The sequence below is a fragment of the Acinetobacter sp. TY2 genome (assembly GCF_046269225.1).
Lineage (GTDB): Bacteria > Pseudomonadota > Gammaproteobacteria > Pseudomonadales > Moraxellaceae > Acinetobacter.
Genome location: NZ_JBJZOR010000002.1, coordinates 174,599 through 192,106, shown reverse-complemented (window position 1 = coordinate 192,106; position 17,508 = coordinate 174,599). Strand labels below are relative to the sequence as shown.

The following is a 17,508-nucleotide window of genomic DNA, read 5'->3' as shown; positions in this document are numbered from 1 at the left end:
TAGTGATTGTTATTCTCATAAAAACGCCTATTTCAATATTGAAATAGGCGAGGAAAATTTAATTTTTAAGCCTTAAATATCGATAAAATAACTGCTATTGCGGCTAACTTTGTAGCGTCATCAAACTTGCATTACCACCTGCAGCAGCGGTATTGATGCTGACGGCTCTTTCAATCACTAAACGGTCTAGGGGTATAGATTGCCCAATCTGTACATGGGTAATACCAATAATCGCTCCTTGACGTTGTGCAATGCTTTGTTGTAATCGCATCAATTTTTGTTCCGAACCTTGATACAGTACAGCATCAAAATGATCTGTTTCAATATTTTGAATGATTTGAATACTTTTACGTAATGTTTCAGGCATACTCGAAAAATATTTTAAAATCACAACATCATCATGTAAGACAGCTGGTGTACTTCCAATTGCATAAACACTCGTAAGTTGCTGAATCAACGATTGTTCTTGCTCAGCCATACACAAAATGGCTTTACGTGGCACAATCGTATAATGATTACTTTCACCTGTTGGTCCTGGCAGGGTATATAAACCAATCAAATTTTCTTCGATACTTAAGTTCAGATCAATTCTAAATTGTTGCTTTGCCCATGTTTTAAACGCTACAAATTGTGCTAATTCTGTTTTGGTTGTGAGTGATTCTATTGTACCAAAGAGTTGATTTTGTTTATAAGATTGGTGTTGCATGAGTTTATGCATATAAATTGGCCCACCTGCTTTCGGCCCTGTACCTGATAAACCTTCGCCACCAAAGGGTTGCACGCCAACCACTGCACCAACAATATTACGGTTAATGTAGAGATTACCCACTTCGGCATGTTGTATAACCGTATCAATGGTTTCATCAATACGAGTATGTAAGCCCATGGTCAGACCATAACCTTTATCATTGATATGTTGAAGTAACTTTTCAAGCTCACCATATTTATAGGTGATGACATGCAACACAGGACCAAATACTTCACGTTTAAGCTCATTTAAATTAGGTAGTTCAATGAGCGTTGGCGATACAAATGTACCTTGTGTCTTGTATGAATGATCATACTTATCTTGTGATGTTTTAAATTGTAATTGATGAACGGGATAACCTTGTTGACGCATTTGTTCAATATGATTTTCAATATTTTGCTGTGCATCAAGATCAATAACAGGACCGACATCGATATCTAATTGTTGAGGATTACCACAGTTAAGTTGTTGCATTGCACCTTTGAGCATTTTGATGAGGGTAGGCGCGTTGTCTTGTTGCACACATAAAACACGTAGGGCAGAACAGCGTTGACCTGCACTGTCGAATGCTGAATTGACTGCATCAAGCACCACTTGTTCAGTCAATGCTGATGAGTCAACAATCATCGCATTTTGTCCACCTGTTTCAGCAATTAACGGAATAGGGCAACCTTGTGGACTTAAACGTTTAGCTAAAGTTCGTTGTAAAATTTTGGCAACTTCGGTTGAGCCTGTAAACATTACCGCATGAATACGATCATCTTGGCTTAGTTGTGAGCCGACAATTTCACCACGTCCTGGTAAAAGTTGTACGACAGATTTTGGAATGCCAGCTTGCCATAAAATTTTCACGGCTTCGGCTGCAATAAGAGGTGTTTGTTCGGCAGGTTTAGCAATCACACAATTTCCGGTTGCAAGTGCCGCAGCAATTTGCCCACTAAAAATTGCAAGTGGAAAATTCCATGGACTAATACACAATACCGTTCCTAAGGCATCTATTTTGCCTTGTATATCTTGTGATTGCGTTGCATAGTAACGTAGGAAGTCAACTGCTTCACGTACTTCAGCAATACCATTTGACCATGTTTTACCACTTTCACGGCACAGTAAAACCATCAGTTCTTGCATCCGACCTTCCATCAGATCGGCTGCTTTGAATAGACATTCCGCCCGTTGTTGTGAAGGGGTATTTTGCCAAAGTGCATTGCTTTGCGTGGCATTATTCAGTGCAAGATTGACCTGATCGCTTTCAGCTTCATAGACAAAACCGACAATATCTAGATGATGCGCAGGATTGATAATGGGCTGAGGCTGTAAATTGGATTGTTGAAGATCAAAATTTTCTAATAATGGGGAGCTTGACCATTGTTGATTCGAAAATTGCTCAGCATATTGATTTAACTGCTGTAATTCAGCATCGTTGTTTAAATCTAAACCAATTGAATTTTGACGAATGGGTTGTAATACATCATGAGGTAAAGGAATGGCAGGGTGCTTCGTTCCAACAATACCGACTTGTTGCGCCGTGTGCTGAATTTCATGAATTGGGTCTTCAATTAGTGATTCAATTTGCACAGTTTGATCGGCAATACGGTTGACGAAAGAGGTATTTGCACCATTTTCGAGTAAACGACGAACCAAATAAGCGAGTAAGGTTTCATGATTACCAACAGGTGCATAAATACGACAAGGAACTCCTAATTTTTGATCAGTAATTGAGCCAACCACTTGATCATATAAGGGTTCTCCCATGCCATGTAAGCATTGGAACTCATATTGTCCTGCATAATATTTTTCAGGTTGTGCAAGTTGATAAATGGTCGCTAAGGTCTGGGCATTGTGCGTAGCAAATTGTGGGTAAATCAAATCAGGCGCAGCTAATAGTTTTTTGGCACAAGCAATATAAGACAAATCTGTATGCACTTTTCGGGTAAAAACAGGATAGTCTGACATACCATCAATTTGAGCTTTCTTAATTTCGCTGTCCCAATAGGCACCTTTGACAAGACGAATCATCAAGCGTTTTTGGCTACGTTTTGCAAGGTCAATAATATAATCAACCACATAGAAACAACGTTTTTGGTATGCTTGTATGACAAAACCAATGCCTTTCCAGTTTTTCAAAGCGGGCTCAAAACATAAACGCTCAAGAAGCTCTAAAGAAAGTTCAAGGCGTTCCGATTCTTCTGCATCAATATTCAGCCCAATATCATAACTTTTTGCTAATAAAGCTAAATTGAGAATTTTAGGATAAAGCTCATCATGCACACGGGCGATTTGGCTACGCTGATAACGTGGATGCAATGCGGATAATTTGATAGAAATTCCTGGGCCACTATAAACATCTTTATCGGCAGAGGCTTTACCAATAGCATGAATGGCTTGGGTATAATCAGCCAAATAACGATCTGCATCATATTCGGTCAGTGCGGCTTCACCGAGCATATCGTATGAATAGCGGAAGCCTTTTTCTTCAAGCGGTTTCGCGTGATCAAGTGCTTCTTCAATGGTTTCACCAGTGACAAATTGCTCGCCCATCATCCGCATTGCTGCATCAACCGCTTTACGAATAATGCCACGCCCACTGCGTGCTAAAAGGGAAGTGAGCATGCCTGATAAACTTTGATGTTTTGGTGTTTCCATCAGTTTACCAGTGAGCATTAAGCCCCATGCAGCAGCATTGACAAACATCAAGTTACTTTGCCCCAAATGATCTTTCCAATTGCCTTGATTAATCTTGTCTTTGATCAGTAGGTCACGTGTGGCATTGTCTGGAATACGCAGTAAGGCTTCGGCCAAACACATCAAAGCAATGCCTTCTTGTGATGACAGGGAAAATTCTTGTAATAAGCCTTGTACGATGCCTGCTTTGCCCGATGAGCTTTTACGCTCGCGTAAGCTATGTGCCAAATTGAATGCAAGATCATGAATATGTTGATTAAGGTCATCATCAATTTGAGTATGCTCAAGTAGATTTTCGATGCATTCAGGTTCAGCACGGCGCCATGCCGTATTGATAGCATGTTGAAACTCAGTATGAGGATGAAATGGGGTAATACTTTCAAAAGCAGGTGTATTAAGTGCTTCTGTGCTTGCAGATGAAATCGTATTCATGGTCAACATCCTGTGACTGAACAATATATTTTTGTTGAGTTGGCTACCTTATTTAATTTATCATCACAGAAATAAAGCCGAATAACTCACTATAATTTGATTAATATTTAGAGAATAATTCAAATGACAGCCTCAATTTCTACTCTAGACCGCATAGATCTAAAAATCCTCGATATTCTGCAAGATGATGGAAAAATATCTAATATTAAATTGGCAGAAGCAGTTAATTTATCCGCCACCGCCGTACTTGCTCGGGTACAAAAGTTAATGGTAGATGGCTTTATTTTGGGTTATGAAGCCAAGCTTAATCCTGATTTACTTGGTGCGAGTTTTGTCGTATTTGTCGAAATTTTACTTGATAAAACTACACCTAACGCACTCGATGAATTTTCCGAAGCGGTGGTATTACATCCTGAAATTATTGCTTGTCATATGATTAGTGGTGGTTTTGATTTTTTAGTGAAAATTCGCTGTAAAGATATGAGCGAGTTTCGACACATTTCAGGACAAGTGCTGTGGCAGTTACCAGGCGTTAAGGAGACACGGAGTTATCCAGTGATGGAAGTCATCAAAGATAGTCAGCATATTCATTTAAAAAGTACGCTGAAAATTGCATCAAAAAAGTAGATTTAAAAACAACAAAAAAGGGCATGAAGCCCTTTTTTAAAACATGTTTAAACGATTTTAGTTTTTCATGTCTTGCATTTCACGATTGTAGATATTTTCAGCACTTTCAAAACGTTCAATCACATCTTGAGTCGGTTCTTTATCCATTAAACTCACCACAATGATGCTGATGAAAGATAGAATGAAGCCAGGTACAATCTCATATAGACCCAAATCGCCCATACAATTTTTCCATGCAATTACGGTAACTGCACCCACAATCATACCAACTAAAGCACCATTGAGCGTCATGCGTTTCCACATGAGAGACAAAATGACCAACGGACCAAATGCAGCACCAAAACCTGCCCATGCATAAGCGACAAGACCGAGTACTTTACTTGCAGGATTCATGGCAATTACAATGGCAAGAACTGAAATGGCTAAAACCATTAAACGACCAACCCAGACCAATTCATTTTGTGAAGCATTTTTACGTAAAAATGCTTTATATAGATCTTCAGTTAATGTGGTTGAACACACCAATAATTGTGCGCTGAGGGTACTCATTACAGCGGCTAAAATAGCTGCCAAAATAACGCCTGCAATCCAAGGATTAAATAGAAGTTTGGTTACTTCCATAAACACAGTTTCAGGGTTGGCTTTGACAACAGCAGCAAGTTCAGGGTGTACGTGGAAATAAGCAATACCAACATAACCTACAGCAACTGCACCCCCTAAACATAAAATCATCCAAGCCATACCAATTCTACGGGCAGCTGGAATAGAGCGTACTGAGTCAGCAGCCATGAAACGAATGAGAATATGTGGTTGACCAAAATAGCCTAAGCCCCATGCCATTGAGGAAATGATGGCGATGCCACTAATGCCAGTAAATAAATTACTTGCATGTGGTCGAGCAGTTTCAATTAATTGTGTCGCAGATGTTGTATCACCTAAGGCTAAATAGGTCATGATTGGTGCAAGGAGTAATGCAAAAATCATCAGGCCTGCTTGGAAAGTATCCGTCCAACTAATTGCTAAGAAACCACCAATACATACATAACTTATGGTCGCAAGTGCACTGAGCCAAAGTGCTGTGGTGTAACTGAGCCCAAAAATACTTTCAAATAAACGTGCACCTGCAACCATGCCTGAAGCACAGTAAATGGCAAAAAAGACTAAAATCACCATTGCAGAAATGATGCGTAAAATCTTTTTCTTGTCACCAAAACGGCTTGTGAAATAATCGGGTAGAGTCAATGCATTACCTTGAATTTCTGTATGTACACGTAAGCGTCCTGCTACCAAAAACCAGTTGATCCATGCGCCAATAATCAAACCAATGGCAATCCATGATTCAGACAAGCCTGAAAGATAAATTGCACCAGGTAGTCCCATGAGTAACCAACCACTCATGTCGGAAGCACCTGCCGATAATGCCGTGACAAAACTTCCGAGGCTACGTCCTCCCAAAATATAATCGGAGAAATCTGTCGTCTTTTTATATGCATACAGCCCAATGCATACCATGACGATAATATAAAAAACAAATGTTACGACTGTGGGGTTGAGATAATCCATAAAGTTTCCTTTTATCACAGAGGATAAATCCGTCCAGTATTGTTGTTATGTCCGGTCCTTGAATGAGCAGATTCAACCACGGATTTAAATTTACGCTCTGTTACAATAAGGTGTAATTTACTAGAATTTTGTGCAAACAAGTGTAATTTTGCTTACAAATATAAAAAACACTTTAAAATCAATTGTATATTGTTAAATTTTGTTTTGTGATGATCTGTTTTGATTTGCTTGGAGGCTTTAAGTGTTGGTGTCTCGCAAAAAAAGTAAGTTATTCTATAGAAAAAATAATCAGTTCTTTTGTTGGGATGCTTTTGAAACATACCAATTTTTTACTCAAAGTATGAACTTTGTTTACTTTAGTTCGAATGATGGGCTTTAAATCAAAAGAGCTTTTAGGGAGATAATCTGCATAGAATTAAGGAAGAACCGAATTTTGAGATAAAAGTTGTAGTTAAAAGAAAGCCAACATGCATGTTGGCTTTCTTGTTTGTCAAGAACAAAGGTCTTAATGGTCATGATGTAAGTATTTAGGCTCTTTCGGTAGGCGCATACTACAAAATAAACAAATAATCAGCATGATTACGACATAAACGAAAAATGTATTTTCATGTCCAACATCTTTAAGTTTAAGTGCAACAGCAGGTGCAGACCCACCAAAAATTGCATTTCCAACAGCATAGGCAAAACCGACACCTAATGCACGAATATGAGAGGGGAACATTTCAGCTTTAACCAAACCACTAATTGATGTGTAAAAACTTAGGCATAGCATAAGAAAAATTAGTAGCAGTGTTACCATTATTGCTGAGTTGTGGAAGTAAGGCATTGCCAAAACCATTACAGGATAAATAAAGACAGCACAACAAATACTAAACAGCATCATTGATGTACGGCGCCCAATCCGATCTGCAAGCATGCCGAATAAGGGCTGTACACACATAAAGATAAAGAGAGCAAAGGTCATCATATAACCGACGGTTTTGTCAGTGAAACCAAGGCTAGTAATATATGTTTTTGAGTACACCGTAATAAGGTAAAAGCACAGTGAGCCTGCAGATGTGTAACCAACAACCAATAGAAAAGTACGCCAATTATTTTTGAATAACTCTCTTAAACTGCCTGAACCTTCTTTGCTCGCCTCATCTTTAGATAAGGTTTCTTTAAGATGACGACGTGCAAATAAAGATAAAATAGCGACAATACCACCAATCACAAAAGGAATGCGCCAACCGCCATCCATGAGTTGTTCTTTACTCATCAGTGCAAGCAATAGAACACCAAGCGCACTTGCTAAAAGTTGACCGCCTGCAAGCGTGACATATTGAAAAGATGAATAAAAACCACGCTGACCTTTTAGTGCGATTTCACTCATATAAGTTGCAACGGTACCGTATTCGCCACCGACTGAAAGACCTTGTAAGAGTCGAACTGCCAAAAGGCAAAATGGAGCTGCCATACCTACTTGCTCATAAGTGGGTAAGGCTGCAAATAAAAATGAGCTGAATGCCATAAGAGAAATTGAGATCACCATGGAGTTTTTGCGCCCATAAGTATCACCAATCCATCCAAAGAGCCAACTTCCAATAGGACGCATAAAAAAGCTTGCGGCAAATACGCCCCATACATAAATGGCTTTGGTTGAGTCTGACATATCAGGGGCGGTAAGTGCATGGGTAAAATAGATAGCAAAGGCGGCATAAATATAAAAATCAAACCATTCGACTAAATTTCCCGAAGCAGCACCGACAATAGACATAATACGGTTGCGCTTTTCATGTGGATGATATTGAGGGGTTTCAATTTGTTGGCTCATAGATAGTCCTGATCTACTGTTTTTATAATCAATAGATTCAGTCTATGTGTAGAATATTTTTGAAGTTTAAAATGTATAAAAAAACTACAAAACAACGGACTAAAATTATGAAAAACTGCTCATAATCAAATTGTATTTTGAAAATAAGTATGAGAAATTAAGAAAGATATAGGTCAATATTTATTTAAAAATCACAAATTTTCTCATAATTAGGATATTTTTTTTAAATGCGTACAGAGTGAAAAATCAGCTATTGCTAGGTATATAAGAAATAGATAACTCAATAAGTTCAAGTATTCTCTTTTAGAAACTGATGAATTTGCTGTGTAAATTTGACAGGCTCGGTGATGAGGGGCGTATGCCCTGAGCGTTTAAAAATGATGTTTTTCGCGTTCATAAGAGTATTTGACACATGCAGTTGCCCTTCAATCGGATAGAGTGAAGATTTTTCACCGATGAAAAAAGTAGTTGGAGATTGAAGCTCTGAAATTGCATCACGATAATTTTCAGTATGATTTAAATAGTTGTCGATATACCACGTCATGTAATCTAAACGACGGATCGGTAAGAGATGTTTTTGTAATTGTGGGTGTTGTAGAGCCAATTTAAATAAAAAAGGACTAATTTTATTACTGTTTTGTAGTTGAATGAAATTAAGCCAAATTTGTACAAGCTCAGCTCTTGGTTTATTAGGTAAATCATCGATATAACGATATTGTTCATATTGATGTAAAAACTGTGATAGTTCTGCAAGTAAGCGTTTAAATTGATCATGTTTTTGCCCAAACAAGCCATAAGACCAATGTTCATCAGTGGTAATTTGCGGGGTTTGATCAATATGTAAATAGCCTTTTAACTGGTCTTTTAAATTGCCATATTGCATACCATGCATGGTCGTTGTCGCACCCATTGAGTAGGCAATCAGTAGGAAATTATTCAAGTTTAATTGCGTAATCAGTGATTCAATATCTCGCCAATGGTTTTGAATGGCATCTAAATTTTGTGGAATAGCACAATTTTTCGAACCGCCAAAACCACGCCAGTCTGGGATATAAAATTTGTATTTTTTAATGTTTGGCAATAAAAAAGGAAGCCATTGCCAACTGTGCATGCCTAAACCTGATAGCACAAGGACAGGTTCACCTTGCCCTATTTCACGGACAAAGAGATTTTCACCATCAGGCATTATGTACATTGGCATGTATATTTCCTTTCTTTTTTGTTCTAGATGAGTTTTATAGCGTTTTTACAGGTCAATGTCAGTGACTGAATCTATATTTTGATTGAGATTATGACAGGGCACTTTGACATTTCGATGTTAGTTTTTCTTGAGCATAGTATTTAGTTTTGAGACTCGTTAAAATTTTTAAGTTGAGGAATAAGTTTTTCAAACCATTGGATCCAACCTATTTCAGAATCTATACCGAGTTGTAAAATCATTTTATGAATAAATAGCGTTCGATCTTGATCAGTATCTTTGGCAAAATCTCGGGCAAAAATCACTTGATACAGTGCGAGCTTTTCTTTGTGAATTTGTAAATGGCGTTCTAGTTCGGGCAGGATGGCATTACCCCCAAATTGTGCTTCAATACGTAGGCGAACCATAATTTCTTCACGTAACTGAGCAGGTTCAGCTTGTTTAAGCATCCAATCGGTAAGTTCCACACGACCGAGTTGTTCAACTTGATAGGTTTTTTTACGACCTGTATCCGATTCATCTTCGAGCGTGGAAATCCAACCTTTCTGCAACATGCCATTGAGTTCACGATAAATTTGCTGATGTGTTGCATTCCAAAAAAAGCCCATAGAGCGATCAAAACGACGAGCAAGCTCAATGCCTGTGCTTGGTTTTTCGACTAGACTTGTGAGTAAAACATGAGCTAAAGACATTTTTGTTACAAATCTCGAAAAAATGATTGCAAAGTTATTATGCAACATGTTGCATAAAAATCAATTCTCGCTTATAAATAAATCATAAATTAATGCAACAAGTTGCACTAAATATTCATCAGGATAATTTCGCCAGCCAAATTTATTAAAATCGGCAAGCCAAGGAGCATACATGTCTAACTATCCACATTTACTCGCACCCTTAGATTTGGGTTTTACCACATTAAAAAATCGTGTATTGATGGGATCGATGCATGTTGGTCTTGAAGAAGTAGATGGTGGTTACGAACGCATGGCTGCCTTTTATGCAGAGCGTGCTGCGGGAGGTGTAGGCTTAATCGTGACAGGTGGCATTTCACCGAATGATCATGGTGTAACATTCTTTGGCGGTTCTAAATTGGATCATTTAGAAGAAGCTGAGAAACATAAAGTGATTACTCAAGCCGTGCATGAAGCAGGCGGAAAAATTGCTTTACAGATTTTGCATACAGGGCGCTATTCTTATCAGTCTGAAAATGTTGCACCATCGGCGATACAAGCACCGATCAATCCAACAAAACCGCATGCTTTAACATCAGCAGAAGTAGAACAGACGATTGTAGACTTTGCTCACTGTGCAAAATTGTCGCAAATTGCTGGTTATGATGGCGTGGAAATTATGGGGTCGGAAGGCTACTTAATTAACGAATTTATTGCTGCACGTACCAACCATCGTGATGATGAATGGGGCGGTAGCTACGAAAACCGTATCCGTTTTCCAATTGAAATCGTAAAACGTACCCGCCAAGAAGTGGGCGAAAACTTCATTATTATCTATCGTTTATCAATGTTGGATTTGGTTGAAGGTGGTTCTACACTTGAAGAAGTAATTCAACTTGCGAAGGAAATTGAAAAAGCAGGCGCAACCATTATTAACACGGGTATTGGCTGGCATGAAGCACGTATTCCGACCATTGCAACAAAAGTACCACGTGCAGCATTTACATGGGTGACTAAGAAATTAAAAGGTATTGTGAATGTGCCTTTGATCACTTCAAACCGTATCAATACACCTGAAATGGCTGAACATGTATTGGCACAAGGTGATGCAGATATGATTTCAATGGCTCGTCCAATGCTGGCAGACTCACATTTTGTCATGAAAGCTGAACAAGGTCGTGCAGATGAAATTAATACCTGTATTGGTTGTAACCAAGCCTGCTTAGATCATATTTTCTCAATGAAAATAGCAACATGCTTAGTCAATCCACGAGCATGTTATGAAACTGAACTGATTTTCAAAGATTCGGCAAAAGTTAAAAATATTGCGGTGATTGGAGCAGGTCCTGCGGGATTAAGTTTTGCGACTTATGCTGCGGATCGTGGTCATAACGTTACACTGTTTGAAGCATCCAATCAGATTGGCGGTCAATTTAATATTGCTAAAACCATTCCGGGCAAAGAAGAATTCTATGAAACTTTACGTTATTTCAAACGTAAAATTGAATTGCAGCCGAACATTAAGCTCGTACTAAATCATACAGCAACGTATGAAGAACTCAGTTCTGAAAATTTCGATGACATCGTAGTGGCAACAGGTGTAACACCACGTCATTTAGATATAGAAGGTATTGATCATCCTAAGGTATTGTCTTATATCGAGGTTTTACGTGATCGTAAGCCTGTTGGTAAAAAAGTGGCAATTATTGGTGCAGGCGGTATTGGTTTTGATACAGCGGAATACTTATCGCATGAAGGCGAAAGTGGCAGTCTAAACCCACAGAAGTTTTATGATGAATGGGGTATTGATACATCTTATGCGAATGTAGGTGGTTTGAAACAACCTGAAGTTGAACAATCGCCACGTGAAATTTATTTATTACAACGTAAAGCCAACTCAGTTGGTGCTGGTTTGGGTAAAACCACAGGCTGGATTCACCGTACAGGTTTGAAACATCGTCATGTCAATATGATTCCAGGCGCAAGTTACAACAAAATTGATGATCAAGGCTTACATATTACGGTTGGCGATAAAACCATGCTTTTAGAGGTCGATAATGTTGTGATTTGTGCAGGACAAGAACCTTTCACTGCAATGTTCAATCAGTTACAGGCTGATGGGAAGTCTGTACATTTGATTGGTGGTGCGAAAGAAGCAGGTGAGTTGGATGCCAAGCGTGCAATTCGTCAGGGCGCTGAATTGGCAATGGTGATTTAGTCGTTACTTTTTATATAGATGAAAGTTTTAATTTATTGAAATACATCTAACTTAATTCAAAGAAATCCCCCCAATCTCCCTTTTAAAGCGAGGAGTATTACGAATCTAATGATTTGTAACAACGTAGATTTTGCCCTCTTTAAAAAAAGGGGGGGAGATTATTTTTAAAAATTTTAAAAGGACATTAAGATGAGCTATATAAATACGAAACCTGCCATTCAAAAATGGCACGATATGATTGCAACACGAGATATGAGTATTCTGAGTGAATTACTTGCAGATGATGTGGTGTTCCGTTCACCTGTTGCATTTAAGCCTTATGAAGGTAAGCAAGTCGTTTTCTTTATTTTAAATAATGTTATTCAGGTCTTTGAAAACTTTACATATCACCGAGAGTTTTTCACCGAAGATGAACAAAGTGTAGTACTTGAATTCTCAGCTGTGGTTTCGGAAAAACAACTGAAAGGTATTGATATGATTCGCTTTAATGAGCAAGGTCAAATTGTTGAATTTGAAGTGATGATTCGTTCACTCAGTGGTTTACAAGCCCTTGCAGCTCAAATGGGTGAGCGTATTAAGTTGTTTCAACCAGCTTAGTATATAAATTGACTTAAAATTTGAAAATTATGCAGTTTCAGGATTCAGTGATGTTCGCATCACTGAATCTATTTTATTTTAAAAATGTTAATGCTTAGGAAATTTGATGTCTATTTTGAAGAAAATCCGTTTGAAAAAAACCAATTTAAACAATGTTCGTCAGCTGACACAAAATGTACTTGATCAACTGACGGGTGCAGAACAGCCTAAAATGTATTTTAATCCAGAAGGTGAATTGACAGAAGTTTTACAAAAGTTGCCACAATTACAGCAAAAGTACCGTCCAACACCGTGGTTGAGTAATGCCCATGCACATTTATTATATTTTGATTTAATTCAGAAAAAAACCATTCAACTTCAATATGATCGAATGGATCAATTGACCATGCACGATGGTGGTGTAACTGCTATTTCATGGTATGGCTATGATTTACCTAAAGATACACCAACTATTGTAATCATGCATACCATCACAGGCTCACCGACCAGTATGCGTGAATTGGTTAAAGATTTAAATGAATATACGGGATGGCGTATTGCACTGTGCTTGCGCCGTGGCCATGCAAATTTACCCATGCCTGTACCAAAAATGTCGATTTTTGGCTCAACGGAAGATTTAAAAGAACAACTTGAATATATTCAAAAAAAATTCCAACAGTCTGATCTCTATGCTGTCGGTTCTTCTGCAGGGACAGGTTTATTGGTGCGTTATTTAGGTGAGCAGGGAGCAGATACTCCTTTTAAAGCTGCATTTGCGATGTGTCCAGGTTATGACACAGATATTGGCTTTGAAAATGTTCATCCTTTTTATAGCAAAGTTATGACTAAAAAATTATTCAAGGCTTTTATTCAGCCTTATACGCAAACTTGGCAACAAGTTAAATCTGTAAAAAATGTTTTAAAAACCAAAACACTGCAAGAGTTCCAGTATAAATATTATGAAATGGCGGGTTATGCCAATTATCAAAGCTATAATCAGGCCGTCAATCCTATTTATGTATTTGAAAATGTGACCATTCCATTGATGGTTCTCAATGCTGAAGATGATCCAGTCTGTTCAATTAAGAACTTTGAACCTTTTAAATCCGTGGTACAACAAATGCCAAATGTGGTTGTGGTCACCACGAAAAAGGGCAGTCATTGTGGTTTTTATGAAGGCTTACAGAGTAAATCGTGGGCATCTCGTTTAATTGCCGATTTTTTAAAACAATATTGCTAATTATAGATGTAAGTGCTTGTGAAATTATTAGCGTTTGGTTTCACAAGTTATTTTATATTTTTCAATCAATTGTTTTAAAATTTTCAAATCATCTTCGAAAATTACAGTATTGCCATACGCATAAATTTGATGGTCAATATTTTGAGTTTGATAGTGCTGAAAGCGTTGTAATTCGTTTAAATAGTCACAAGCTGTATAGTTGAGGCTCACTAGATTTTCAGAAGTAATAAAATTAAGTAATGATGATTTATATTTGCTAGATATGCTCATTTGAGCTTTAGATTTTGCTTCAAACACATCCTCATTTTTTTCGAAAGAATTTGCAAATGTAGGGTATGAAGTAAGTAAAAGCGTAAAATAAAATAAGATTTTATAAAAGTACTTCATTTAAATTATTGTTCTTAGTTGTAAAAGATAAAAATGTGAACTCAGTAAAATATCTGAGTTCACATTTTTCAGCATTAATTTTTCAAAGCAGGTGTTGCTGCTGCAATTGCTGCTGCAACTGCATCATCTTCAGACTGTGCAGTTGCAGTATTTGTTTTTACAGGTGCTTTTGGTTCATTCTGAACTTTTTGCTCGTTTGGCTGAGATTCAGCTTTTAAAGATTCGGCTTTTGCAGGTTTTGTAGCAGGAGGTGGAGTCGTTGATTCTGTTGTGCGACGAATTTCTGTTGTTGTATGTGCAGTTTCAGTACGCTCAATTTCAACATGCGGTGCAGCAGGTACATCTGTTGTATTTGTTGTTTGAGTATTTACTTGCTCAGGATTTTGAGTTTCAGAACTTTCGAGGTTCTCAAACTGAGCAGGTTGTTCTGCGGCTGTTGCTGTTGAAGCGGTTGTTTGCTCAGTAGATTCGTTCTTCGGCTCTTCTTTTTTTACACAAGCCGTAATTAAAATTGCAGTGGCAATTGCCCCGCAAACTAAAAATTTCTTATTCATAATTGCTCGAAACAAAACATCATATTGGGTGAAGTAAGTATAACAGCAAAATCAAAGATAAAAATCATCTGTTGAAGTGTTAATTTTTTATTGGAAATGCTGATAGAATAGCCGATTGTGTATTGTTCTATGAATTGGTGTGAATTGACTTTGCTTTCTTGGTGCAAGGTAAAGTAAAATCGCACAACATTGTAGGCCAATTTAGGCTCCATTGTATGAGAAACTTAATGACCCATTTTATTTTCGTTACCGGTGGTGTTGTATCCTCACTGGGTAAAGGTATTTCAGCTGCTTCAGTTGCTGCACTTTTAGAAGCCCGTGGTTTAAAAGTCACCATGGTCAAAATGGATCCATACATTAATGTCGATCCTGGGACGATGAGCCCATTCCAGCACGGTGAAGTCTTTGTAACAGAAGATGGTGCTGAAACTGACCTTGACTTGGGTTATTACGAGCGTTTCTTACGCCGTGCTAAAATGACCAAGTTAAATAATTTTACTTCTGGTCGAGTATACCAAGACGTTCTAAATAACGAACGCCGTGGGGATTACTTAGGCGGAACAGTACAAGTTATTCCACATATTACGGATAATATTAAAGAACGTGTTCTTCGCGCAGGTGAAGGCTATGACGTTGCCATCGTAGAAATCGGTGGTACTGTCGGTGACATCGAATCTCTCCCATTCATGGAATCGGTACGTCAACTTATGGTTGAACTGGGTCATAAGCGTACAATGCTCATGCACTTGACGCTTTTACCATACATCAAATCTGCTGCAGAATTGAAAACAAAACCGACTCAGCATTCTGTAAAAGAATTACTGTCTATTGGTATTCAGCCAGATATTCTGATTTGTCGTACAGAATATGATGTTGATGCAGATACCATTCGTAAAATTGCATTGTTTACTAACGTAGAAGCACGTGCAGTTGTCGTATGTAAAGATGCACGTTCAATCTATCAAATTCCACGTACATTCTATGAACAGAATGTTGATGATTTGATTTGTGAGCGTTTTGGCTATAACGATCTTCCTGAAGCTGATTTAACAGATTGGGATAACGTTGTAGAAGCATTGCTTAACCCTGAATATACCGTTCGTGTTGCAATGGTCGGTAAATATGTTGAACTTCCAGATGCGTATAAGTCTGTAAATGAAGCGCTTTTACATGCAGGTATTCAAAACCGCGTTAAAGTTGAAATTGATTATGTCAATGCAGAAGAACTTGAAAGCTTAAATGAAGCTGAAGTGTTGAAAAATGCTGATGCAATTTTAGTTCCAGGTGGTTTCGGTGAACGTGGTACTGAAGGTAAAATGAAAGCCATTCAGTTCGCTCGTGAAAATGGTGTGCCATTTTTAGGTATTTGTTTGGGTATGCAATTGGCTGTGATTGAATATGCACGCCATGTTGTCGGTATTGCAGATGCGACATCTACAGAATTTAATCGTTCAACTAAATCGCCATTAATTGGTTTGATCACTGAATGGTTAGATGAACGTGGTGAAGTACAACAACGTAATGCTGATTCTAACCTTGGCGGTACAATGCGCCTAGGTGCTCAAAAATCTGAATTGGTTGCTGGAACAAAAACAGCTCAAGTGTACGGTTCTGAAGATATCATTGAACGTCACCGTCATCGTTATGAGATGAACAACCGTTATATTCCAGTGCTTGAAGATAAAGGCATGAAAATTTCAGGTTATTCACCAATTCAACGCTTAGTGGAAACTGTTGAAATTCCTGCACATCCATGGTTTGTTGCTGTACAATTCCACCCAGAATTTACAAGTTCACCACGTGATGGTCATCCATTATTTGCTAGCTTTATTGATGCTGCTAAAAAACAGCACCAAAACAGTAAATAAGTGTGCAAGAACATAACTAGGAAGTTTAAATGTCACAATTAAAACCACAGGAAATTGTACGTTTAGGCGATATACAAATGGCAAATCATTTGCCATTTGTACTATTCGGCGGCATGAATGTACTTGAGTCAAAAGACTTAGCATTTGAAATTGCAGAATCGTATGTCGATATCTGTACGCGATTAGGTATCCCTTACGTTTTTAAAGCAAGTTTTGATAAGGCAAACCGTTCAAGCCTACATTCTTACCGTGGTCCAGGTTTAGAGAAAGGTTTGGAATGGCTTGCGGACATTAAAAAGCATTTTAATGTGCCGATTATTACAGATGTGCATGAACCTTATCAGGCGGCACCTGTGGCGGAAGTGGCAGACATTATTCAGCTTCCTGCTTTTTTAAGTCGTCAGACCGATTTGGTTGAAGCGATGGCGAAAACAGATGCCATTATCAACATCAAAAAAGCACAATTTCTTGCACCGCATGAAATGCGTCATATTTTGAATAAGTGTCTTGAAGCGGGTAATGATAAGTTGATTTTGTGTGAGCGTGGCTCAGCATTTGGCTACAACAATCTTGTAGTTGATATGCTTGGTTTCGATACCATGAAAGAAATGAATGTGCCAGTATTCTTTGATGTGACACATGCTTTGCAAACACCAGGTGGTCGTGAAGATTCTGCTGGTGGTCGTCGTGCGCAAATTACTACACTGGCTCGTGCAGGTATGGCTACAGGTATTGCAGGTTTATTTTTGGAAGGGCATCCTGATCCTGAAAAGGCGAAGTGTGATGGTCCATGCGCATTGCGTATGTCGCAGTTGGAACCATTCCTTGCACAATTGAAAGAATTAGATACCTTGGTAAAAGGCTTTAAAAAGCTCGATACCCACTAAATTATGTTTACTTTGATGCGTCATTTTTAGTGGCGCATCGTTTT

13 protein-coding genes are annotated in these 17,508 nt (G+C 38.2%); 6 read left to right on the top strand and 7 right to left on the bottom strand.

From position 1 onward, the window contains the following. Window positions 1-103: 103 nt before the first annotated feature. A complete protein-coding gene (gene putA / locus ACK1JC_RS02080; protein ID WP_409510187.1) occupies window positions 104-3,862 on the bottom strand; it encodes a trifunctional transcriptional regulator/proline dehydrogenase/L-glutamate gamma-semialdehyde dehydrogenase in 3,759 nt (1,252 codons plus the stop codon). A 123-nt stretch (window positions 3,863-3,985) separates the two neighbouring features. On the opposite strand from putA, the gene ACK1JC_RS02075 reads away from it, so the two are divergent. Continuing rightward, entirely contained in the window at window positions 3,986-4,489 is a 504-nt protein-coding gene (locus ACK1JC_RS02075) for an Lrp/AsnC ligand binding domain-containing protein (RefSeq protein ID WP_409510186.1), read from the top strand. 57 nt (window positions 4,490-4,546) lie between these two features. Here ACK1JC_RS02075 and putP read toward each other — a convergent pair whose 3' ends face one another. The 4 genes from putP to ACK1JC_RS02055 form a co-directional block, all read right to left on the bottom strand. Further along, the gene (gene putP / locus ACK1JC_RS02070; RefSeq protein WP_409510185.1) at window positions 4,547-6,052 is read right to left on the bottom strand and encodes a sodium/proline symporter PutP; all 1,506 of its coding nucleotides are present in this window, start codon (window positions 6,050-6,052) and stop codon (window positions 4,547-4,549) included. Between the two features lie 505 nt (window positions 6,053-6,557). Then, window positions 6,558-7,865 carry an MFS transporter gene (locus ACK1JC_RS02065; RefSeq protein ID WP_409510184.1) on the bottom strand — a complete coding sequence of 436 codons (1,308 nt, stop codon included), beginning with the start codon at window positions 7,863-7,865 and terminating at the stop codon, window positions 6,558-6,560. 289 nt (window positions 7,866-8,154) lie between these two features. Continuing rightward, window positions 8,155-9,066, bottom strand: a complete 912-nt coding sequence (locus ACK1JC_RS02060; protein WP_409510183.1) for an alpha/beta fold hydrolase — start codon at window positions 9,064-9,066, stop codon at window positions 8,155-8,157. A gap of 140 nt (window positions 9,067-9,206) precedes the next feature. After that, window positions 9,207-9,755 carry a PadR family transcriptional regulator gene (locus ACK1JC_RS02055; protein WP_409510182.1) on the bottom strand — a complete coding sequence of 183 codons (549 nt, stop codon included), beginning with the start codon at window positions 9,753-9,755 and terminating at the stop codon, window positions 9,207-9,209. Window positions 9,756-9,927: 172 nt separating this feature from the next. Between ACK1JC_RS02055 and ACK1JC_RS02050 the strand changes: the two genes are divergently transcribed. From ACK1JC_RS02050 to ACK1JC_RS02040, 3 genes are all read left to right on the top strand, one after another. After that, on the top strand, window positions 9,928-11,952 hold the full coding sequence (locus ACK1JC_RS02050) for an FAD-dependent oxidoreductase (protein ID WP_409510181.1): 2,025 nt from the start codon (window positions 9,928-9,930) through the stop codon (window positions 11,950-11,952). 189 nt (window positions 11,953-12,141) lie between these two features. Next, entirely contained in the window at window positions 12,142-12,549 is a 408-nt protein-coding gene (locus ACK1JC_RS02045; RefSeq protein ID WP_409510180.1) for a nuclear transport factor 2 family protein, read from the top strand. A 106-nt stretch (window positions 12,550-12,655) separates the two neighbouring features. Further along, a complete protein-coding gene (locus ACK1JC_RS02040) occupies window positions 12,656-13,768 on the top strand; it encodes a YheT family hydrolase (protein ID WP_409510179.1) in 1,113 nt (370 codons plus the stop codon). Between the two features lie 27 nt (window positions 13,769-13,795). Here ACK1JC_RS02040 and ACK1JC_RS02035 read toward each other — a convergent pair whose 3' ends face one another. Further along, complete coding sequence (locus ACK1JC_RS02035; protein WP_409510178.1) at window positions 13,796-14,155, bottom strand: hypothetical protein; 360 nt, start codon at window positions 14,153-14,155, stop codon at window positions 13,796-13,798. A 74-nt stretch (window positions 14,156-14,229) separates the two neighbouring features. Beyond that, window positions 14,230-14,709: an internalin gene (locus ACK1JC_RS02030; RefSeq protein WP_409510177.1), complete on the bottom strand. Its 480-nt coding sequence runs from the start codon at window positions 14,707-14,709 to the stop codon at window positions 14,230-14,232. 227 nt (window positions 14,710-14,936) lie between these two features. Here ACK1JC_RS02030 and ACK1JC_RS02025 point away from each other — a divergent pair, with 227 nt between their 5' ends. After that, window positions 14,937-16,577 (top strand): CTP synthase, encoded by a 1,641-nt coding sequence (locus ACK1JC_RS02025; protein WP_409510176.1) that lies wholly within the window; start codon window positions 14,937-14,939, stop codon window positions 16,575-16,577. Between the two features lie 29 nt (window positions 16,578-16,606). Beyond that, window positions 16,607-17,464 carry a 3-deoxy-8-phosphooctulonate synthase gene (gene kdsA / locus ACK1JC_RS02020; RefSeq protein WP_409510175.1) on the top strand — a complete coding sequence of 286 codons (858 nt, stop codon included), beginning with the start codon at window positions 16,607-16,609 and terminating at the stop codon, window positions 17,462-17,464. The last annotated feature ends 44 nt before the right edge of the window (window positions 17,465-17,508 follow it).